This window comes from Pseudomonas sp. CNPSo 3701 (genome assembly GCF_028674975.1).
Classification (GTDB): Bacteria; Pseudomonadota; Gammaproteobacteria; order Pseudomonadales; family Pseudomonadaceae; genus Aquipseudomonas; species Aquipseudomonas straminea.
The window spans coordinates 89,621-110,186 of sequence record NZ_JAQZSI010000009.1; the positions used below are offsets into that span (position 1 = coordinate 89,621).

The 20,566-nt window shown below is 64.6% G+C and carries 19 protein-coding genes; 8 read left to right on the top strand and 11 right to left on the bottom strand.

Going from position 1 to position 20,566, the window contains the following annotated elements; translation table 11 throughout:
- Positions 1–52 precede the first annotated feature (52 nt).
- The 11 genes from PVA39_RS22170 to PVA39_RS22220 form a co-directional block, all read right to left on the bottom strand.
- Positions 53–1,342 carry an MFS transporter gene (locus tag PVA39_RS22170; protein ID WP_274125891.1) on the bottom strand — a complete coding sequence of 430 codons (1,290 nt, stop codon included), beginning with the start codon at positions 1,340–1,342 and terminating at the stop codon, positions 53–55.
- 79 nt (positions 1,343–1,421) lie between these two features.
- A complete protein-coding gene (locus PVA39_RS22175; protein WP_274125893.1) occupies positions 1,422–2,678 on the bottom strand; it encodes an OprD family porin in 1,257 nt (418 codons plus the stop codon).
- A 166-nt stretch (positions 2,679–2,844) separates the two neighbouring features.
- Positions 2,845–3,345 carry a flavin reductase gene (locus PVA39_RS22180; protein ID WP_093506624.1) on the bottom strand — a complete coding sequence of 167 codons (501 nt, stop codon included), beginning with the start codon at positions 3,343–3,345 and terminating at the stop codon, positions 2,845–2,847.
- A gap of 10 nt (positions 3,346–3,355) precedes the next feature.
- Entirely contained in the window at positions 3,356–4,315 is a 960-nt protein-coding gene (locus PVA39_RS22185; protein ID WP_274125896.1) for a PDR/VanB family oxidoreductase, read from the bottom strand.
- A 75-nt stretch (positions 4,316–4,390) separates the two neighbouring features.
- Positions 4,391–5,131, bottom strand: coding sequence for an SDR family NAD(P)-dependent oxidoreductase (locus PVA39_RS22190; protein WP_274125898.1), 741 nt, complete (start codon positions 5,129–5,131; stop codon positions 4,391–4,393).
- Between the two features lie 10 nt (positions 5,132–5,141).
- Positions 5,142–5,618: an aromatic-ring-hydroxylating dioxygenase subunit beta gene (locus PVA39_RS22195; protein WP_274125899.1), complete on the bottom strand. Its 477-nt coding sequence runs from the start codon at positions 5,616–5,618 to the stop codon at positions 5,142–5,144.
- A gap of 17 nt (positions 5,619–5,635) precedes the next feature.
- Positions 5,636–6,901 carry an aromatic ring-hydroxylating oxygenase subunit alpha gene (locus PVA39_RS22200; protein ID WP_443201003.1) on the bottom strand — a complete coding sequence of 422 codons (1,266 nt, stop codon included), beginning with the start codon at positions 6,899–6,901 and terminating at the stop codon, positions 5,636–5,638.
- Between the two features lie 57 nt (positions 6,902–6,958).
- Positions 6,959–7,480 (bottom strand): nuclear transport factor 2 family protein, encoded by a 522-nt coding sequence (locus PVA39_RS22205; protein WP_274125901.1) that lies wholly within the window; start codon positions 7,478–7,480, stop codon positions 6,959–6,961.
- A 5-nt stretch (positions 7,481–7,485) separates the two neighbouring features.
- Complete coding sequence (locus PVA39_RS22210; RefSeq protein ID WP_093506612.1) at positions 7,486–7,848, bottom strand: IacB protein; 363 nt, start codon at positions 7,846–7,848, stop codon at positions 7,486–7,488.
- 19 nt (positions 7,849–7,867) lie between these two features.
- Complete coding sequence (gene iacA / locus PVA39_RS22215; protein ID WP_274125903.1) at positions 7,868–9,040, bottom strand: indole-3-acetate monooxygenase; 1,173 nt, start codon at positions 9,038–9,040, stop codon at positions 7,868–7,870.
- Positions 9,041–9,054: 14 nt separating this feature from the next.
- Positions 9,055–10,176: an amidase gene (locus tag PVA39_RS22220; protein WP_274125904.1), complete on the bottom strand. Its 1,122-nt coding sequence runs from the start codon at positions 10,174–10,176 to the stop codon at positions 9,055–9,057.
- Positions 10,177–10,843: 667 nt separating this feature from the next.
- On the opposite strand from PVA39_RS22220, the gene PVA39_RS22225 reads away from it, so the two are divergent.
- The 8 genes from PVA39_RS22225 to PVA39_RS22260 all read left to right on the top strand — a co-directional run bounded on the left by PVA39_RS22225 (position 10,844) and on the right by PVA39_RS22260 (position 20,471).
- The gene (locus tag PVA39_RS22225) at positions 10,844–11,992 is read left to right on the top strand and encodes an ABC transporter substrate-binding protein (protein WP_274125905.1); all 1,149 of its coding nucleotides are present in this window, start codon (positions 10,844–10,846) and stop codon (positions 11,990–11,992) included.
- A gap of 113 nt (positions 11,993–12,105) precedes the next feature.
- A complete protein-coding gene (locus PVA39_RS22230; RefSeq protein WP_147176133.1) occupies positions 12,106–13,143 on the top strand; it encodes a branched-chain amino acid ABC transporter permease in 1,038 nt (345 codons plus the stop codon).
- On the top strand, positions 13,140–14,942 hold the full coding sequence (locus tag PVA39_RS22235) for a branched-chain amino acid ABC transporter ATP-binding protein/permease (RefSeq protein ID WP_274125906.1): 1,803 nt from the start codon (positions 13,140–13,142) through the stop codon (positions 14,940–14,942). The genes PVA39_RS22230 and PVA39_RS22235 overlap by 4 nt, the downstream gene beginning before the upstream one ends.
- Before the next feature lie 5 nt (positions 14,943–14,947).
- Complete coding sequence (locus PVA39_RS22240; protein ID WP_274125907.1) at positions 14,948–15,709, top strand: ABC transporter ATP-binding protein; 762 nt, start codon at positions 14,948–14,950, stop codon at positions 15,707–15,709.
- Positions 15,710–15,891: 182 nt separating this feature from the next.
- A complete protein-coding gene (locus PVA39_RS22245) occupies positions 15,892–16,884 on the top strand; it encodes a ketopantoate reductase family protein (protein ID WP_274125908.1) in 993 nt (330 codons plus the stop codon).
- A 16-nt stretch (positions 16,885–16,900) separates the two neighbouring features.
- The gene (locus PVA39_RS22250) at positions 16,901–17,668 is read left to right on the top strand and encodes a class II aldolase/adducin family protein (protein WP_274125909.1); all 768 of its coding nucleotides are present in this window, start codon (positions 16,901–16,903) and stop codon (positions 17,666–17,668) included.
- Positions 17,669–17,804: 136 nt separating this feature from the next.
- Positions 17,805–19,499: a GMC family oxidoreductase gene (locus PVA39_RS22255; protein ID WP_274125910.1), complete on the top strand. Its 1,695-nt coding sequence runs from the start codon at positions 17,805–17,807 to the stop codon at positions 19,497–19,499.
- 78 nt (positions 19,500–19,577) lie between these two features.
- The gene (locus PVA39_RS22260; protein WP_274125911.1) at positions 19,578–20,471 is read left to right on the top strand and encodes a SphA family protein; all 894 of its coding nucleotides are present in this window, start codon (positions 19,578–19,580) and stop codon (positions 20,469–20,471) included.
- Positions 20,472–20,566 lie beyond the last annotated feature (95 nt).

The following is a 20,566-nucleotide window of genomic DNA, read 5'->3' on the forward strand; positions in this document are numbered from 1 at the left end:
CGATAAAAAAGCCCGCGCAAGCACGGGCAAGAGGGTTACGAGAGAAAGGTGGTCACGGCGTGCCGGTGCGATACGGCGCCTGGCGGATGGTCAGCAGGGTGATGGTGGTGACGAGGCCGAACAGCGCCAGCATCACCGAAACCGGCCAGGCCGACTGGAAGTGGGCGAACAGCGCGGTGGCGATCAGCGGCGCGAAACCGCCGGCGAAGATCGAGGCGATCTCATGCCCCATGGCCAGCCCGGTGTAGCGCACGTGGGTGGGAAACAGCTCGCCCATCAGCGCCGGCTGGGTGCCGATCATCGCCGCATGGCTGAGCGGCAGGCCAAGAATCAGCGCCAGGTAGACCAGCAGCGTGTCGTGGGTGTCGAACAGCCAGAAGAACGGGAAGGCAAAGACCACCAGCCCCACCGAACCGATGGCGTACACCGTGCGCCGGCCGATGACGTCCGACAGCCAACCCCAGAACAGGATCATGAACGCCTCCAGAGTCATGGCGATCATCACCCCGATCAGCACGGTCTGGGTCGCCAGGCCGGTGAACTTCGCATAGGCCATGGCGAAGGACAGGAAGATGTACGCCCCGCCGTTTTCCGCCAGGCGCAGGCCCATGGCCTGCAGCACCGCCTTGGGATGCTCGCGCAGCACCTGCATGGCCGGCAGGTGCTTGGCCGCTGCCTTGGCTTCGACGTCCTGCTGGAAGTCGCGGCTTTCCGGCAGGCTGCGGCGGATGTACAGGCCGACGCCGAAAATCACGATGCTGGCCACGAACGGAATGCGCCAGCCCCAGCTCATGAAGTCGTCGTCTGGCAGCAGCTGCACCAGATAGAACGCCCCGGCAGACAGCAGAAAGCCGCCGGTCACGCCCAGCTGGCTCCACGAGGCATAGAAACCGGTGCGGCTCGATGGCGCGTTTTCGCTGAGCATCAGCACGCCGCCGCCCCACTCGCCGCCCGAGGCGATGCCCTGCACGATGCGCAGGATCACCAGGCTGATCGGCGCCAGATAGCCGGCCTGCTCGAAGGTCGGCAGCAGACCCATCAGAAAGGTCGCGAAACCCATCAACGAAAGAGTTATAACCAGCGCCAGCTTGCGCCCGTGGCGGTCGCCGATATGGCCGAAGACGATACCGCCCAAAGGCCGGGCGACGAAGCCCACGGCAAAACCGGCGAAGGCGCCGAGGGTGCCGACTACCGGGTCGGTGCCAGCCGGAAAGAACAGCGGGCCGAACACCAGCGCAGCGGCGGTGCCGTACAGAAAGAAGTCATACCATTCTAGGGCGTTGCCGATCACCGATGCGGCGACGATGCGCCTGAGGCCGCCCTTTTGCGTCGTACTGGACATACACACTCCTGTCGCCCCGCTACAGCGGGGCTCAATCGTTACCTGCGCGGCGCCCAGGCGGGCGCCGCGCCGTGGGGCCTCAGAAAACGTTCCAGGTGTAGGTCACGTACAGGCGGTTCTCGTTGAAGTCGTTACCGAAGTCGTGCTGCTGCACCAGGTAGTTCTTCCACTCGATGCCCACGCCTTTGAGCGCGCCGCTCTGCACCACGTACTTGAGGGCCAGGTCGCGCTCGTTCTCGGCGCCCTTCACGCCGCGACCCAGGTCGATGTCGCTGCCCTTGATGAAGCGGCTGCTGAAGGTCAGGCCCGGCAGGCCCAGCTCGGCGAAGTTGTAGCCATAGCCGATGCCCCAGGAACGCTCCTGCGGGCGCATGAACGGCTGGTTGGCCCAGTTCAGCAGGTAGAACTGCGGGATGTAGCCGTTGAGGGTCGGGAACATGCTGTCGCCGAACATGCGCTGGTAGACAATGCTCGCCTTGTGGCCGCCCTTGGTCAGGGTGAAACCGCCGGAGAAGGCGCGGTTGTCGATCTCGCCGTTCAGGGCGTCGCCGTTTTCCTTGTTATCGAAATAGCGTGCGTCGGTGCGCAGGCCGAAGCCGCCGCCCAGGTCGGCGGTGTGGGCGAAGCCGACGTAGTGCTGGCGGTAGATATCGTGCACCACGGCGTGGAAGTAGCTGGCCTGGAAGTTATTGGTGATGTCCCAGGTGGCGCCACCGAAGTCCATGCCACGGTCGCTGTCGAGGTTGTCGGTGGAGCCGAACTTGTAGAATTTCTCGTGGTTGGACGACTCGCGGGTAACCGCCGACCAGAAGCGCCCGCCGGTCAGGGTCAGCCCGCTGATTTCCTTGGATTCCACCACGGCGCCCTGGTAGATGGTGTCCAGCTGGCGGCTCGGGTCGTGCCAGGCCACCGGCAGCTCGGGGCGCATGTCGCCGACCTTCAGCTCGGTCTTGGAGTACTTCATCTTCAGCGTGGCGCCGGCGCGGCTGTAGTCCCTGGCGGTACGGCCGCTGCTCGAATCCATCGGCAGGGTGCCGTCATCGCCGTGGGAGTCCAGGCGGATGGCGTACTGGGCATTGACGTCGACACCGAACTGGATCGGCGTGTCGGTGTAGCCGGAGGCGAACTGCAGGTCGAAACCCTGGGACCAGCTGCCGACCTTGGAGGCCGGCGCGTCGCTGTTGGTGAAGTCGCGGTTGAGGTAGAAATTTCGCATGTCCACCTTGAGGTGGCTGTCGTCGACCAGATCCGCCTGGGCGGTTATCGGGGCGAGAACGGCGCCCATCAGGCCGACTTTTTTCAGTGCGCGCGCAAGCGGGGAAGTGCTGGGGTGCATGTGATGCTCCTTTGTTTCCGGCGAGCCGGGGTCTTGTAGGTATGAGCAGATCAACAGTGGCAGTGAATTTGCGGGCGCTCTGAACGGCGCGGTTATCCGCAAAACGGGCGTGAGAAGGCCCGTGCCCGGCGCCGTAGCGCCGGGCTTTTTGTAGGCTTGAAACGGTTTAGAACGCGGCCTTGGAAGACTCGCAGAGGCGGTGGTAGGCGCGGTTGAAGTACATCAGGCCTTCTTCGGCGTCGCCCTGTTTGATGTGCAGCACCTCGCAGTAGAAGATGCTGTGCGAACCGACTTCATGGACCTGGGCGATGCGGCAATCGAAGTTGACCAGCGCCTCTTCCAGCACCGGCGAGCCACTTTCCAGGGTCGTCCACGAGGTGGCGGCGAAACGCTGCTCGGAGTTCATCTCGCGGTTGGAGAACACCCCGGAAATATCCTGCAGCGCGGCGCTGAGCACGTTCACGCAGAGCACGCCGTTGTTCTTGAAGTGCGCGTTGGAAGTGGACGCGCGATTCATGCACACCAGCAGGGTGGGCGGTGAATCGGTGACGCTGCACACCGCCGAGGCGGTGAAGCCGAAGCGCCCGTGCGGGCCGTCGGTGGTGATCACAGAAACGGCGCCGCCGAGACGGGCCATGGCATTGCGGAATCCGGTTACGTCGACCATCTCCGTTCTCCTAGATGTCCAGAACCAGTTTTGGGGATTTGGCGCGCGAGCAGCAAACCAGGATCTGATCGTTGGCCGCTTTCTCGTCGTCGGTGAGGTACACGTCGCGGTGGTCCGGTTCGCCTTCGAGCACGTCGCACAGGCAGGTGCCGCAGATACCCTGCTCGCAGGAAATCTCGATCTTGATGCCGACATCCGCCAGGGCTTCGAGAATGCTTTGCCCTTCGGCCACCTGCACGCTCTTGCCGCTGCGGGCGGCGACCACTTCGAAGCTGCCGCCGCTGTTGTCGACCTCCACCTGGAAGTATTCGCGGTGGATGTGATCGTCCGCGTAACCGCGCTTGAGCGCGTCGCCGATCACCCACTCCATGAACCCGGTCGGCCCGCAGGTGTAGATGTGCACACCGCTTTCGGCCTGGCCGAGCACGGCGTCCATATCGAGCTTCTGCTCGGGCGCTTCGTCATCGAAGTGGGTGAATACCCGGTCGGCGAAGGCGACGCTCTGCAGCTGCTCGAGGAAGGCGCTGCGGCTGCGCGAACGGCCGCAGTAGTGCAGCTCGAAATCCTCGCCCCTGGCGTGCAGGGCGTAGGCCATGGCGATCATCGGGGTGATGCCGATGCCGCCGCCGAGCAGGATCGAACGCCTGGCGGCCTTGGCCAGTGGGAACAGGTTGCGCGGCGCGCTGATCTGCACCTCGGAGCCTTCGAGCAAGGTGTTGTGCACGCCTACCGAGCCACCGCGCGAAGCGGGGTCCTTGAGTACCCCGAGACGGTAGACGGCGTGGTCGGCCGGGTCGCTGCAAAGCGAATACTGGCGCACCAGGCCAGGGGCGATGTGGATATCCACATGGGCACCGGCGTCGAACGCCGGCAGCGTGCCGCCGCCCACCGGAATCAGATCGAGGACGACGACGCCGTCGCCCTGCAGCTGGCGCTTGTGCACTTGCACCGTCAGGAGTTGTTCAGTCATCTCGGGTTCACCCGCATTGCACGTCAAGGTAAAAGGCGGTCGTTGGTTCGGCCGTCGTATGGGTTGGTCCAGCGCTTAGCGCATGAATAAGCCGCCGTTCACGTCCCAGGTCGCCCCGGTGGTGAAATAGGCTTCCGGACGTGCCAGTTGCACGATCAGGTCGCCGAGAAAATCCGCATCGCCCAGACGCCCTACCGGGATGTTGGCGAGCATGCCCGGCATGCGTTCGGCCGATACCACCGAGTGCACCATGGGCGAGTTGATCGGCCCCGGCGCGATGGCATTGACGGTCACGCCGCCGGCGACCAGTTCCTTGGCGAAGATCTTGGTCAGGGTGACGATGGCGCCCTTCGACGCGGCGTAATGCGCGCCGGTGGCGGTGCCACCGTTCTGCCCGGCCAGCGAGGCCATGTTGACGATGCGCCCGTAGCCGGCCTTGGCCATGTGCGCGCCGAACACCTGGCAGCCGACGAACACGCTGCGGGTGTTGAGGCTCATGACGCGATCGAACTCTTCCGGGCTGATCTGCATGACCGGCGTGGCCATGGTCATCGCGGCGTTGTTGACCACCACGTGCAGGGCGCCGAAGCGGGCCAGGGTGGCGGCCAGCGCGGCCTCGAAATCAGCCTTGCTGCCAACGTCGAGCTTGAGCGCCAGCACCCGCTCGCCACTGGCGTCCAGGCCCTGGGCTGCCGCCTGGGCGCGCTCGGGTGACAGGTCGGTGATCACCACCGCATAGCCGGCGGCGAACAGCCGGCTGGCGATGGCAAGACCCAAACCCTGAGCGGCGCCGGTGACCAGTGCGATCTGCGTCATGGTCAGGCCCTCAGAGGATGTAGCCGATGCCCGCGAGGGTATCGTCGGAGTTGATCAGGCGGATCAGCTTGCGCTGGATCTTGAAGCTGTCGCCGCTGCGCACCAGGTCATAGGTCAGGTCGGCGCTGTAGTGCTTGAGCGAGTCCTTGCGGAAATCGCGCAGGTGCTGGGAGCAACGTACCCGCACCTGGTCGCCGTCTTCGGCAAGCACCCGGAAGTTCGACGCCGAGCGCACGGTGCGTGGCTGCGGGCTGGTGGAAATCGACTCGCCACCGATCAACCGCTGCACCCGCAACTGGCGCATGTGGGCGTCGTCGTAGGCGTAGTTGAGGGTGTTCTCGAAGTCTTCTTCCTTGGGGTCGATAGGGATGATGTAGGTGCCCTTGTCGGCCCACAGCGCCAGCCAGGTGTCGTACTCGTTGTGGTCGAGCATGTCGCCTTCGGCCCAGATGAAAGCGGTGACTTCTTGCAGCAATTGCAGATTCATTTTCAGTTCTCCGTCGCTCAGGCCGACATCATCTTTTTCCACTGCTGGTAGGCAGCGCGCATGCCGGTTTCAGCGGATACGTCGCTGACCAGGCCGTCTTCACTGGGTTTCTCGCCGGGCAGGCCGCGGTTGAGCATGATCCACAGGTCTTCGCCAGCGCTGGCGCCCTTCTGCACACGCTCCCAGGCCTCGGAATCGTCCGGGGTACCGAAGCCCATCGGGCCCTGGAAGTGTTCGTGCAGACGCAGGCGGTATCGGTTGGCCACGGCCGGGCCGCCGTCCATGGTGATCACCGAGTGATGGATTTCCGTTTCGTTGACCGAGATCGGCTGCAGCACCCGGAAGAACGCCATCGAGCAGGCGACGTTGGGGAACAGGTTGAGATTGAAACCCGAGCCGCCGACCGCACGCACGACGCGGCGCACCTGCTGCTCCTCGATGCCTTCGTCACGCAGCTCCTGCGCCAGGCTCTCGAAGCGGGTGGGGATCGGTGCGTCGAGGTTGGCTTCCAGGTCGATCAGATCGGGGATCATCACCATCACGCTGTGGCCATTGCCAAGGTCTTCGACGTAGCCGGAACCGTCGACGAAGTCGAGCATGTCCATGGTCTGCTGATCGACCGAGTGCAGGAACGACTTGTGCACCAGCGGGAAGTGGTAGGCGTCGGTGGTGTTTTCCAGCTGGATCTTCCAGTTGCCCGGGAAGCGGAAGCGGTGTTCGCCCGGCACCTTGATGCCGTAGCCGGCGCCCTGCTTCATGAACAGGTCCATCCACTTCTTGGCCGGGCCGAGGAAGTCGACCAGCGGCTCGATGTCGTCCTTGAAGGTGGCGAAGATCATCCCGGCGTAGCTTTCGGTACGCAGGCTGACCAGCGGCAGCTCGCTCTTGTCCAGGCACTCGCCGTAGCTGTCCGGGTGCGGAATGCCGCGCAGCGAACCGTCCAGGGCGTAGCCCCAGCCGTGGTACGGGCAGACGAAGCTGTTGGTCTTGCCCTTCTTGTGTTCGCACACGGTGGCGCCACGGTGACGGCAGCGGTTGAGCAGCACGTGAACCTGCTTCTTGCGGTCACGCACGGCGATCACCGGCTGCTTGCCGATGAAGGTGCTCTTGTAGCTGCCGGCGTCCGGGATCTCGCTCTCGTGGGCGACCCACACCCAGGTGCTATAGAAGATCTTTTCCATCTCGGCGTCGAAAAGCTTGGCGTCGGTGTACAGCGAGGTGTGCACGCGGTCGGCCTTGACCAGTTCGGCGGGGTCGCATTCGAGATTCACGACATCGATCATGTTATTCACGGTTGGCTCCTGGTCGGCTTATCTGGCCGACTGCAAAAAAGTCTCGGGTCATTCGGCCGCTTTGTTCGGCACCGGCAGCTGCGCCTCGCTGTTCCAGGCGCTGACAGGGCGACTGAACAGGTTCTCGGTCTGGAAATGCGCCATGCGCCATTGCCCCTCTTCCTCGGCGAAGCGCACGGTCAGACGCGCCGCATTCAGGTGCGAAGCGCCGCTGGCGAAGGTCGAGGTCTGCAACATCACCCAGCTGCCGGTCGCGCCCTCGCCCTGCACCTCGATCAGCTCGCTGGTCAGGAAGTGCACGTTGAGGGCGAAGTGCGCCGGGGTTTTCATGTAGGTGGCGAACATCGCGCGAATCGCTTCACGGCCGCGGTAGCCGCCGAAGCTCGCGGCGTACTTGGCGCCCTTGCCTTCCCACACGGCCTCGCGGGTGAACAGGCCGGCCAGTTCGTCCAGCGGCGTGCTGGCATCCAGGGCGTCGCACAGCACCATGTAGCGGTTCATGCAGGCGCGCACGGCATGCTCGGTTTCGAAGCGAGCGAGGCGGGCGTGAAGTTCGGCGATGGTCGACATGGCATTCACGCGCGCTGGATGATCAGTTCGCGGCCGGTACGGGCCTCGATCTTCACGTAGCGCCACAGCTTGTACGGGCCGCTGCCCACGGCGGTGGTGCGCAACAGGTTGCAAGCGGCGTGCACGGTTTCCAGGTCCGGCACGTCGGCCAGCAGGTAGGTGGTCCAGGGGTAGCCGCTGCTCGGGCCGACCATGCTCTGGTCGTCGTCCATGTTGCCGAACACGGTCACGCCCGGCAGGTCGTGGATGCCGTTCCACATGGCGCTGAATGCGGCCCAGACTTCCAGCTGCTCGTCACGGGCGGCGTCGAAGAAGTTCTGGTTGATGCCCATGCAGAACAGCACGCGCAGTGGTTTTTTCTCGCTCATGATTTGGCTCCGGGAAAGGTCAGAGGTAGCCCGGCAAGGGTTGCTTGCCGAAGAAGATGGCGCCGGCGTTCTGGTAGGTGACGTCGCCCATGAAGGCATGCTGGGTCACCACCTGGGCGTCGTTGACGAAACGCGCCAGCGGGCTGCTGTTGTAGACGCCGGTCATGCCCGAGAGCATCTGCGCGCTACGCGCCACTTCCGCGGCAACGCGCACGGCGTGGGTCGAGGACAGGCGCAGCAGGTTGATCTTTTCCGCCGGCAGCGGCTCGCCGGCGAGCACCAGCTGCCAGACATCGTCGATGGCTTCGTAGAAGAAGCAGCGGGCGGCGCGCAGGGCGGCCTCGGCCTTGGCGATCTCGACCTGGGCCAGCGGACGGTCGGCTACTGCCGGTGCGCCGGTCACCGAGATGCGCCCGGCGGCCATGTCACGCAGCTCGTCCAGCGCGGCGCGAGCCACGCCCAGGCCGACCACGGACAAAACCTGGGTGGCGAACGACAGCGACGGGTAGCGGAAGAACGGCTCGTCGAGGTTGGCCGGGCCGCCGCGCACGAAGGTCCAGGCCTCGGGCACCACCACGCCCTCGACCACCAGGTCGTGGCTGCCGGTACCCAGCAGGCCGACGGTGTCCCAGGTCTGGTCGATGCGTACCTTGCTCTGCGGCATCACCGCGAAGCGCGGCAGGTCGAGCTTGTCGCCGTTCTTGGGGGCGATACCGACACCGACCAGCGAGGCGCCCATGCAGCCGCTGGAATACTTCCAGCGGCCGTTGACCTTGAAGCCGCCTTCCACCGGGTCAGCCGGCTGTGGCGGGAAGATACCGCCGGCGAACACCACGTCCGGGCCATCGGCATACACCTGCTCGATGGTTTCCAGCGGCAGCGAGGCCAGGTAGACCGGGCTCATGCCGAAGCTGGCAACCCAGCCGGCGGAGCCGTCGGCCTTGGCGATCTCCTCGACCATGGCACAGAACTCGCCAGGCGAACGCTCGTCGCCACCGAAGCGACGCGGCACCAGGGCGCGGTACACGCCAACGGCTTTGAACGACTCGATCACGTCCGGTGCGATATGACCCAGGCGATCGAACTCGCCGGCACGGCCGCGCTGCTTGATATCGGCCAGCAGGTCCTTGAAGGCCTGGCTGTCGGTAATGGGAGCGGCGGGCGGCTTGCCGGCCAGATTGAGCGAATTCATGACAGGCTCCGGGATCACAGGAGGTTGGAATCGAGACGCCGCAGCAGCTCGCCAGCGACTGCCAGCAGCAGTTCGTCGGCGCCCTTGGCGGCGATCAGTTGCAGCCCCACCGGCAGCCCGGCCTGCCCTTCGAAGGGAATGCTCAGCGCCGGGTGGCCAGACAGGTTGAAGGGACGTACGAAAGCGGTCATGCCGAGCACCGCGCGGGTGTCGGCGGCTTCCTCGAGGCGCAGCGGGTAATCGGGCATGGTCGGCAGGGCCAGCACGGTGAAGCGCTCCAGCGCAGCGTCCACTTCGGCGCTGAAGCGCTCGCGCACCTGTTCGGCGGTCGCCAGGGCGGCGTCACTGGTCTGCCCGGCAGCTTCCAGGCGACCGGCGATATCGGCGCCGACCAGGCCGGTGGCGAGCAAATGCCCGCAGGCGTTCCAGGTTTCCCGGTTGATCACCACCATGCCGGCGTCATAGGCGCCCTGCAGGTCGGGCAGCTCGACGCGGCCCAGGGGCAGGTCGCTAGCGTCGAGCAGCGCATCGAGGGCGTCCTGAATGTCGCCGGCAGCTTGTACGGAAATTACGCCAATAGTGATGTCGCCCAGCTCGGGCGCCGGCCCGAATGTCGGGTCGATCACCGCCATGGCTTGGCTCAGCGTCGACAGATTGCGGGCGAACGGCCCGATGCAGTCGAGGCTGGTCTGGGCGGGCATGGTGCCGCGGCGGTCGATACGGCCGAAGGTCGGCTTGAAACCGAACACGCCACAGCAGCAGGCGGGAATGCGTACCGAACCACCGGTGTCGGTGCCCAGGGAGAAATCACACAGGCCAGCGGCCACGGCGGCGGCCGAACCACTGGATGAGCCACCTGGAATGCGTCCGGGGTAGCGCGGGTTTTCTGCGGTGCCGGCGTAGGCATTGATGCCGGTGGTGCCGTAGGCCAGTTCATGCAACACGGTCTTGCCGAGGATCTGGCAGTCGCCAGCCAGCAGGCGCTCGACCACCGCCGCATGCTGCTCGGCCGGCGCGGCATCCTGCAGGGCACGGCTGGAGGCGCGGGTCGGGTAGCCGGCGATATCGATGGTGTCCTTGACCATTACCGTCAGTCCGGCGCCGCCCAGCTTCATTTGCTCGATGACCATCTGCATGTCACTCACCTACTTGAACGTTGCGTCGGGCAGCCAGCGCTGCCGATTCGCGTAAATCTAAAATCGTCAGAATTACGTGAATTGTCAATTGAATATTCAAAATTAATTGGTGAGTAATTTGGTGCACTTTTCCACTAAAAAGCACCAAGTGCGTGCATTTCGGTAACGCCTCGAAAACCAGCATTTTCTGAAAAATATGGTAAATATCTTTTAAAAACAGCAATTTATTTTATAAAACGAGCAAGATTAGCAACACCAACGGTGTTACCTGCCTATTTTTTGATCAAAAATAAAAATCATAAAATCAGCACTGATAGAAAAAATTTACGCCCCTAAAAACACAGAATAAAGCTCATTTTTTCAACGCAAAAAAGACCCGAAAAATGGATGCTCAAGCCCCCGGCTTTGCTGCGTTCGGTCAGGTTTTCCGGCTACGCCAAATCCTCCTTCTGCAGGCCGCCCTGGCTGTAGGCCAAACGCCCCCGCGCCAACCCCACCCGAAAATTTCTGGCATGCAACCTGCAATTTCGCCCTCAGCTGCACCGCCGGCTGTTCACCGGTTGCGCTATGCCGGTGAGACCACCGAGCCCATTACGAGAAGGCGATACCCCTACCCCCGCGGTACGGCTGTTGAGCCCGTTATTAGCCCTGCACCCCGGAGTACGACATGCTGTTCAAGAAAGCTGTGTCCACCCTGCTACTGGGCGCGCTCTGCGCGTCGATGACGGCTCAGGCCGACGTGAAGATCGGCGTTATCAGCTCCTCGACCGGGCCCATCGCCCTGGTCGGTATCCCGCAGAAAAACAGCATCGCGCTGATGCCGAGCGAAGCCGGCGGCGAGGCCATCCGCTACGTCGCGCTCGATGACGGCAGCGACCCGACCGCCACGGTCAAGGCCTTCAAGAAGCTGCTCGACGAGGAGAAGGTCGACGCCATCATCGGCCCGAGCGGCTCGCCAAACGCCATGGGCGTCATCCAGTTCGCCGCCGAGTCGGGCACGCCGCTGCTCGCCCCGGTGGGCACCGCCGCCGTGGTGCTGCCGATGAACGAGCAGAAGAAGTGGGTGTTCAAGACCACCCAGAACGATGAGCTGATCGCCGAGGCGCTGACCGAACACATGGTCAACAATGGCGTGAAGACGCTGGGGATGATCGGCACCGCCGACCCCTACGGCGAAAACTGGGGCAAGGTGATGAGCGCCCTGGCCGCCAAGAACGGTATCAAGATCGTCGCCAACGAGCGCTTCCAGCGCCAGGACACCTCGGTGACCGGGCAGAGCCTGAAAGTGCTTTCCCAGCGCCCGGACGCCGTGCTGATCGCCGCACCCGGCGGCTCGGCGGTGATGCCGCAAACCACCTTGGTCGATCAGGGTTACAAGGGCCAGGTCTACCAGACTCACGGCGCGGCGCTGCCGGCCTTCCTGCAGCTCGGCGGGCGCAAGGTCGAGGGCACCATCCTCGCTGCCAGCCTGATGCTGGTGATCGACGAAGTGCCGGACGATCACCCGTCCAAAGCCGTGGCCCGCAAGTACATCGACGACTACACCAAGCTCAACGGCAGCGCGCCGGCGACCTTCGGCGCCAACGTCTATGACGCTGGCCTGCTGCTGGAAAACGCCATTCCCAGCGCGTTGAAGAAAGGCCAGCCGGGCACCCCGGAGTTTCGCGCCGCCCTGCGCGATGCGCTGGAAAGCACCCACGAACTGGCCGGTACCCAGGGCGTGTACAACATGAGCGCGGAAGATCACAGCGGCTTCGACGTGCGCGGCCGTGAGCTGATCACCGTGAAAGGCGGCAAGTGGGTACTGCTCAAGTAACCCCGACCGGTGCCCGGCACCGGTAACACGCTCGCCGTCAGATGCGCCCCCGGCCTGCGGGTCGGGGCTCATCGCGCGCGCGCCCAGCCCTGCATGCGAAGGATGTTGCCCCCATGAATTTCCAGATAGCCCTGCTGCTCGGCCAGGATGGCGTGACCAATGGCGCGATCTACGCGCTGCTGGCGCTCTCCATTCTTCTGGTGTTCACCGTGACCCGGATTCTGCTGATCCCCCAGGGTGAATACGTGACCTACGGCGCGCTGACCATGGCCGCCCTGCAGGCCGGTCAGCCGACCGCGCTGGTGTGGCTGCTGCTCGGTCTGACCCTGATCGACTGCAGCCTCGACCTGATCGGTGCGCTGCGCAGCAGCCACGCCTTCCGCCTGCCGCGCTGGGTGCCGGTGAAGCTCCTGTACGCCGTGGCCATGGTGCTGCTGGTGCGCAATCTGCCACTGGCCGAGCTGCCGATGGCCCTGCAGGCGCTGCTGACCCTGGCCCTGGTGGTGCCGCTGGGCCCACAGATCTACCGCTTGTTCTTCCAGCCAGTGGCCGGCGCCCATCCGCTGGTGCTGCTGATCGTCTCCATCGCCGTGCACGTGGCCATGGTCGGCGTCGGCCTGCTGCTGTTCGGCCCGGAAGGCGCACGTACCCAGCCGTTCTCCGAAGCCGGCCTGGAGCTTGGCCCGGTGACCCTCAACAGCCAGACGCTGTGGGTGATCGCCGTGTCGCTGGCGCTGATCATCGGCCTGTTCCTGTTCTTCGAGCGCAGCATTTACGGCAAGGCGCTGCGGGCCACTGCGGTGAACCGCATGGGCGCACGGCTGATGGGCATCTCGCCGACGTTGGCGGGCAAGGCGACTTTCGCCATGGCGACCTTCATCGGCGCGCTGTCGGGGATTCTCATCGCACCGATCACCACCCTGTATTTCGACTCGGGCTTCGTCATCAGCCTCAAGGGTTTCGTCGGCGCCATCATCGGCGGCCTGGTCAGCTACCCGGTGGCTGCCCTCGGCGCCCTCGCGGTCGGCCTGATCGAAGCCTTCTCGATGTTCTGGGCCAGTACTTATAAAGAGATCATCGTGTTCACCCTGATCATTCCGTTCCTGCTCTGGCGCTCGCTCACCAGCCGTCACGTGGAGGAAGAAGAATGAACCTGCGCGCCCTGCTGTTCGTTTTCGTCCTGCTGCTCGGCATCGCGCCCCTGGCGCTGCCGACCTTCCAGATCACTCTGCTCAACTACATCGGCCTGTACACCCTGGTGGTGCTCGGGCTGGTGCTGCTCACCGGCGTCGGCGGCATGACCAGCTTCGGCCAGGCGGCGTTCGTCGGCCTCGGTGCCTACACCAGCGCCTACCTGACCGCCACCGAGCAGCTGCCCGCCTGGCTGGCGTGGGCCGGTGGCTCGCCGTGGCTGGCGCTGCTGGTCGGCATCACCCTGACCGCCACGGTGGCGCTGCTGCTCGGCGCCCTGACCCTGAAGCTGTCCGGCCATTACCTGCCACTGGGCACCATCGCCTGGGGCATTTCTCTCTACTACCTGTTCGGCACCCTGGACGGCCTTGGCGGCCACACCGGCATGAGCGGCCTGCCGCCCTTCTCGCTGTTCGGCCTGGTGCTGGATAAGGGCTGGAAGATGTTCTACCTGATCTGGGTGATCCTGCTGCTGGCCATGCTGCTGGTGCAGAACCTGCTCAACTCCCGTGAAGGCCGGGCGATCCGCGCGCTCAAGGGCGGCCAAGTGATGGCCGAGTCGATGGGCGTGAATACCTTCCGCGCCAAGATGGTGATCTTCGTCATCTCGGCGCTGCTGGCCGCCCTTTCCGGCTGGCTGTACGCCCACAACCAGCGCTTCGTGAATCCCACGCCGTTCGGCCTGCACATGGGCATCGAGTACCTGTTCATGGCGCTAATCGGCGGCGTGGGCAGCGTGTGGGGCGCCATGCTCGGTGCCGGCATCCTGACCCTGCTCAAGCAGTGGCTGCAGGACTGGTTGCCGATGCTTTTGGGCAGCCAGGGCAACTACGAAACCATCGTCTTCGGCCTGCTGATCGTGCTGCTCATGCAGCGCGCGCCGGGTGGCCTGTGGCCGTTGCTGGTACGCCTGACTCCAGCCCGCTGGCGCCAGGGCGGCGGTGCACCCAAGGCCGATGAACAGCCGCCAGAGTTGCCGCGGCGGCAGTTACCAGCGAGCGGCGAGCTGATTCTCGAAGCCCGTGAGGTGACCAAGCGTTTCGGCGGCCTGGTGGCCAACGACCGTATGAACCTGAGCATCCACGCTGGCGAAATCCTCACCCTGATCGGCCCCAACGGCGCCGGCAAGAGCACGCTGTTCAACCAGATCTCCGGAGTGGACACCCCCACCGAAGGCGACGTGCTGTTCCTCGGCCAGCGCATCAACGGCATCGCCTCGCGGCGCATCGCCCGCCTCGGCATGAGCCGCACCTTCCAGCACGTGAAACTGCTGCCGACCATGAGCGTGCTGGAGAACGTCGCCATCGGCGCCCACCTGCGCGGCGACAAGGGCATCGTGCCGGCACTGCTGCACAGCGAGCGCGGCGAGGAAGCCGAGCTGCTGCGTGAAGCGCGCCGTCAGCTCGAACGCGTCGGCCTCGGCGACTACCTCTACGAGGAAGCCGGCAGCCTGGCGCTGGGCCAGCAACGCATCCTGGAAATCGCCCGCGCGCTGTGCGCCGACCCTTGCCTGCTGCTGCTCGACGAGCCCGCCGCCGGCTTGCGCCACAAGGAGAAACAGGCGCTCGCCGACCTGCTGCGCAAGCTGCGCGGCGAAGGCATGGCGATCCTTTTGGTGGAGCACGACATGGACTTCGTGATGGGCCTGGTCGACCGCGTGGTGGTGATGGAATTCGGCCAGAAGATCGCCGAAGGCCTGCCGGATGACGTGCAGAAAAACCCGGCGGTACTGGAAGCCTACCTGGGCGGAGCGGAGTGAAGACCATGAGCAATCAACCCGGTAACACCCTGCTCGACGTGAAGGACTTGTGCGTGGCCTACGGCAAGGTCGAGGCGTTGAGCAATGCCAGCCTGAGCGTTGGCGAAGGGCAGATCGTCACCGTGATCGGCCCCAACGGCGCCGGCAAGACCACCCTGCTGTCGGCGATCATGGGCGTGCTCGGCTCGCGTGGCCAGGTCAGTTTCGACGGGTCGCTCGAAGCCGTCCCCGAGGTCGAGGTGCTGGTCGGCCGCGGCCTGGGCCTGGTGCCGGAAAAGCGCGAGTTGTTCAACAGCATGAGCGTGGAAGACAACCTGCAGCTCGGCGCCTTCCAGCGCGTGCGCCAGGGCGACCGCGACTGGCGCAAGACCCTGAGCGAGGTATACGGCCTGTTCCCGCGCCTGCACGAACGCCGCGGGCAACTGGCTGCAACGCTCTCCGGCGGCGAACGGCAGATGCTCGCCGTGGGCCGCGCGCTGATGGCCAAACCCAAGCTGCTGATGCTCGACGAACCGAGCCTGGGCCTGGCGCCGCTGATTACCCGGGAGATCTTCCGGATCATCGCCGACCTGCGCCGCCAGGGCGTGTCGATCTTGCTGGTGGAGCAGAACGCCCGCGCCGCCCTGCGCGTGGCCGACTACGCCTACGTGCTGGAAACCGGGCAGATCGCCATGCAGGGCCCGGCCGCCGAACTGGCCGATGACCCGCGGGTGATCGAGGCCTACCTGGGCCTGGCCAGCAAACATCAGGAAATGCTCGCCGGCTAGGCTCTGTACGAAAAGTACCTGCGCTCGGTGATGCTTCGTTAAAAATCGGTTCGGACTGCTCATTTACAGCTCGTAAACTCCGCGTCCTCACCGATTTTTGCCTCGCCTGACCTTCGCTCGGAGACTTTTCGTACAGACCCTCGGCGCCACTCACTTCAACACACTGGCCAAAGGGAATCGCCATGTCATCACCCACCAACCGCCGCGTATGTATCGTCGGCGCCGGCGCCATCGGCTGCACGCTGGCTGCGCGGCTCGGTGCCAGCGGCCAGCCAGTCAATGTGCTGGCCCGCGGGCAAAACCTGGCTGCGCTGCGTGATAACGGCGTGCGCCTGACTGACCTCGACGGCAGCCACCACAGCCCGGTGAACGCCAGCCACAGCGCCGCCGAACTGGGTGAGCAGGACCTGATCTTCATCTGCACCAAAGCGCCAGCACTGGCCGGCCTGCTGCCCACGCTCGGGCCGCTGATCGGCCCTGAAACCGTGGTGGTGCCGGTGGTCAACGGCGTGCCCTGGTGGTACTTCCATGGCCTGCCCGGGCGTTTCGCCGGGCGCCAGGTGCAGGCCGTCGATCCGGACGGCGCGCTCAGCGTGGCACTCGATCTGCAGCGGATTCTTGGCTGTGTGGTGTTCATCACCGCCGAGAGCGAGGCGCCCGGCGTGGCTCGTTCGGACAATCCGCACTTGATGATTCTCGGCGAGCCGGATGGGCGCCTCAGCGACCGCCTGCACTGGGTTCGCGCGCTGGTCGAGCAGGCCGGTATCGAAGCCCGCGCCAGCGAGCATATCCGCGATCCGCTATGGACCAAGATCATCGCCAACCTCAGTTCCAACCCGCTGTCGGTAATCACCGGCGCGACCCTGGAACAGTTGTATGGCCGCGCCGACCTGCGTGGCGTGGTCGCCAAGATCATCCAGGAAACCCTGCTGATCGCCGCCGCCTACGGCGCGCGCATCGCCTTCGACCCAGAGACCTTCATGAAGCTGGGCGCCGACATGGGCGCGGTGCGCACCTCGATGCTGCAGGACTACGGACACGGTCGCCCACTGGAGCTGGCCGCCATTGGCGATGCAGTAATCGAGCTCGCCGGCTACCAGGGGCTCGGCATGCCGGTCACCCAGGACATTCTCACACTGGCGCGCTTTCGCGGCGAACAGCCAATCGCTCACTGACTCAAGAGACCGCCCCATGAACACCACTCACGCTACCGGCAAGCCCGCCCACTGCAACGAAGAAGAATGGGCGCTGCGCGTCAAGCTCACCCACTGCTACCACCTGGTGGATTACTTCGGCTGGACCGAGACCATCTTCAACCACATCTCCGCGCGCCTGCCCGGCCCGGCGCACCACTACCTGGTCAATCCATTCGGCCTCAACTACAGCGAAATCACCCCGGCCAACCTGCTCAAGGTCGACCTGCACGGTAACAAGCTGGAGCCCTCGGACTACCATGGCAACCCGGCCGGCTTCGCCCTGCACAGCGCCGTGCACGGCGCCCGCGATGACATCCAGTGCGTGATCCATACCCACACCACACCGATCTCCGCCGTGGTGCAGAAAAAGCGCGGCTTCACCCATGATGATTTCTACGGCGCCCAGCTCTACGGCCGCATCGGCTATCACACCTTCGAAGGCATCACCCTGTTCGATGACGAGAAGACGCGGATGATCGACAGCCTCGGCGACAAGCACATTCTGGTGCTGCGCAACCACGGCATCGCAGTGGGCGAGAGCAGCATCGAGAAGACCTTCTTCCTGCTCTGGACCGTGCAGCGCGCCGCCGAGAACCAGTGCGCCGCCGGCGCCCTGGGTGGCGAGGACCACCCGCTGGAAGAAGGCGTCGCCGAGAAATGCGCAGATCTCACCGCCATGCTGATCCGCGACAGCGGCTTCGCCGACACCTTCTTCGCCGCCATGGTGCGCAAGCTGCGCGCCGAGCGCGCGCTGCCCTGGTGAACCCTTGCACCCGCGGCGGGTTTCGGTTGGCAAGCAGGTGCAAAAAACTGACTGCGAGGAACAATTTTTACTTGGCCGTAGCAGTTTGAATGATCTGCATAACCCGCTGAGCGGGCCAGCAGAGAGAGATTCGCCCATGAAGGAATATGACTACATCGTGATCGGTGCAGGCTCGGCAGGCTGCGTAGTGGCCGCCCGGCTGATCCAGGAAAGCGCCGGCAGCGTGTTGCTGCTGGAGGCAGGCGGCAAGGACAGCAGCCCCTTCCACACCATGCCGGCCACCGTGGTGCAGGTGTTCCAGCAAAAATCCTGGCCGTACATGACGGTGCCGCAAAAGCACTGCAACAACCGCGAGATGATCATCGCCCAGGGCAAGGTGCTCGGCGGCGGCAGCTCGGTGAACGGGATGATCTACATCCGCGGCCAGCAGCAGGATTACGACGACTGGGTGAGCGACTGGAATTGCCCGGGCTGGGGCTACCGCGACGTACTGCCCTACTTCAAGCGTGCCGAAGCCAACGAGAGCCTGGGTAGCGAATACCACGGCCAGGACGGCCCGCTGCCGGTCAGCGAGAACCGTTATCGGCACCCGATGACGATGGCCTTCGTGCGTGCCGGCCAGGAAATGGGCCTGCCTTACGTCAACGACTTCAACGGCGCGTCTCAGGAAGGCGTCGGCTTCTACCAGACCACCACCCGCAACGGCGCCCGCGCCAGCACCGCGCGCACCTACCTGAAATCGGTGCGCGACAGCAGCAAGCTGCGCGTGGTGACCGACGCCCTGGTGCACAAGGTAGTGATCGAGCACGGCCGCGCCACCGGCGTGATCTTCAGCGAGAAAGGCGGCGCACCCACCACCGCCAAAGCGCGTGAAGAAGTGATCCTCAGCGCCGGCGCCTTCGGCAGCCCGAAGATTCTCATGCTCTCCGGGGTCGGCCCCAAGGAGCATCTCGCCGAGCACGGTATCGAGACGCTCGTCGACCTGCCGGTCGGCGAGAACTTCCACGATCACCTGCACCTGTCGCTCAACGCCACCACTCACGAGCCCAACAGCATCCTTGGCGAAGACAAGGGCTTACGCGGCATCAAGCACATGGCGCAGTGGCTGGCGTTTCGCAGTGGCCTGCTGACCAGTAACATTCTCGAAGGCGGCGGCTTCATCGACACTCAGGGTATTGGCCGCCCGGACATCCAGTTCATGTTCCTGCCGGTGATGGACAACTTCGACAACACCCCGGGCGAAGTCGCCCCGGCCGCCGAGCACGGCTTTACCGTCAAGGTCGGCCACCTGCGCCCGAAGGCCCGTGGCGAGGTGCGCCTACGCAGCACCGACCCCGCCGATTTGCCCTTGATCGACCCCAATTACCTGGGCGATCCGGAGGATCTGCAAGGCCAGATTCGCGCCGTGCAGGCAGGTCTCAGGCTCATGCAGCAGCCGGCGCTGCGCAGCCTGATCAAGAAGATCACCGCGCCCGAAAACATCGACTGGGGCGACACCGCCGGCATCGAAGCCTTCGTGCGCAAGTCCATCAAGACCGTCTACCACCCAGGCGGCACCTGCCGTTTAGGCATCGAGCCAGGCGACTCGGTGGTCGACCTGCAGATGCGCGTGCACGGCGTGCCCAACCTGCGGGTGGTCGACCTCTCGGTGTGCCCGCAGATCGCCAGCGGCAACACCAATGCGCCGGCCATCATGCTGGGTGAGCGCGGCGCCGACTTCATTCTCGGCAAGGCGCCCCTGGCACTCGATGCGCCAGCTGCGCAGACGCTCGATCTCACTCAGCTGCTCGGCGCCCACAGCACTTCGCTCGCCGAGCCCAGCCGCTCCTGACTGCCCGCGTCAGCTTTGGCGCCAACCGTGCGCCAAGGCTGACGCTCGCCTGAACATCAGTTCGAGGAACTCCTTTTCATGCGCATTCTCTCCAAACAGCACCTGATCGTTCCCGGCCTCTTTAGCCTGCTCGCCCTCGGCCAAAACGCCCTGGCCACCGAAGGTGGCGGTGGCGCCTACGCCAATGGCAGCGAGGGCTTCATGACCGGCGCACTGCCGCCGCCCGGCACCTATCTGATCAGCTACAACACTTATTACAGCGCCGATAAATTCGCCAATGACAACCCGGCATTCGACGACTTCAAGGTCAGCACCGCCGCCACCATCCTTCGCGCGATCCACGTCACCGACAAACAGATCCTCGGTGGCAACTGGGCGATGCATGCGTTTCTGGTCGCCGCCGACGTGGACGTCAACCTGGGTGCTGGCGGCCGGCAAAGCCGCGCCGGCATGGGCGACTTCATCTTCGACCCGCTCGCCATCGGCTGGCAAAGCGGCAACTGGCACTGGATCGTCGGCATGGACATCTACCTGCCCACCGGCCGTTACGACAAAAACGAGCTGGCCAATATCGGCCGCAACTACGTCACCCTCGAACCGCTGTTCGCCTTCACCTACCGCAACGCGGCCGGCTATGAGTTCTCGATGAAAACCATGTTCGACCACAATTACGAGAACCGTGACACCGACTACCGCTCCGGCAATGAGCTGCATGCCGATTTCGTCGTCGCCAAGCATTTTGGCAACTGGGGCGTGGGCCTGGGTGGCTATGCCTACAAACAGATCAGCGGTGACAGCGGCGAGGGCACGGTATTCGGCGACTTCAAGGGCCGCGCCATCGGCCTGGGCCCGCAGCTGACCTACACCGCGGCGAACGGCGTGAATATCCAGAGCCACTATCAGCACGAGTTCGATGTGCAGAACCGCCCCGAAGGTGACAAGTTCTGGTTGAACATCGCCATTCCACTCTGAGGATCTGGCTCCAGGCGCCGGCAGCGGACAAATAGCTGTCCGGCGAGGTTGGAGGTTTGCTGGGGACTGAGGCATTGCACGCACGCTTCTCATTC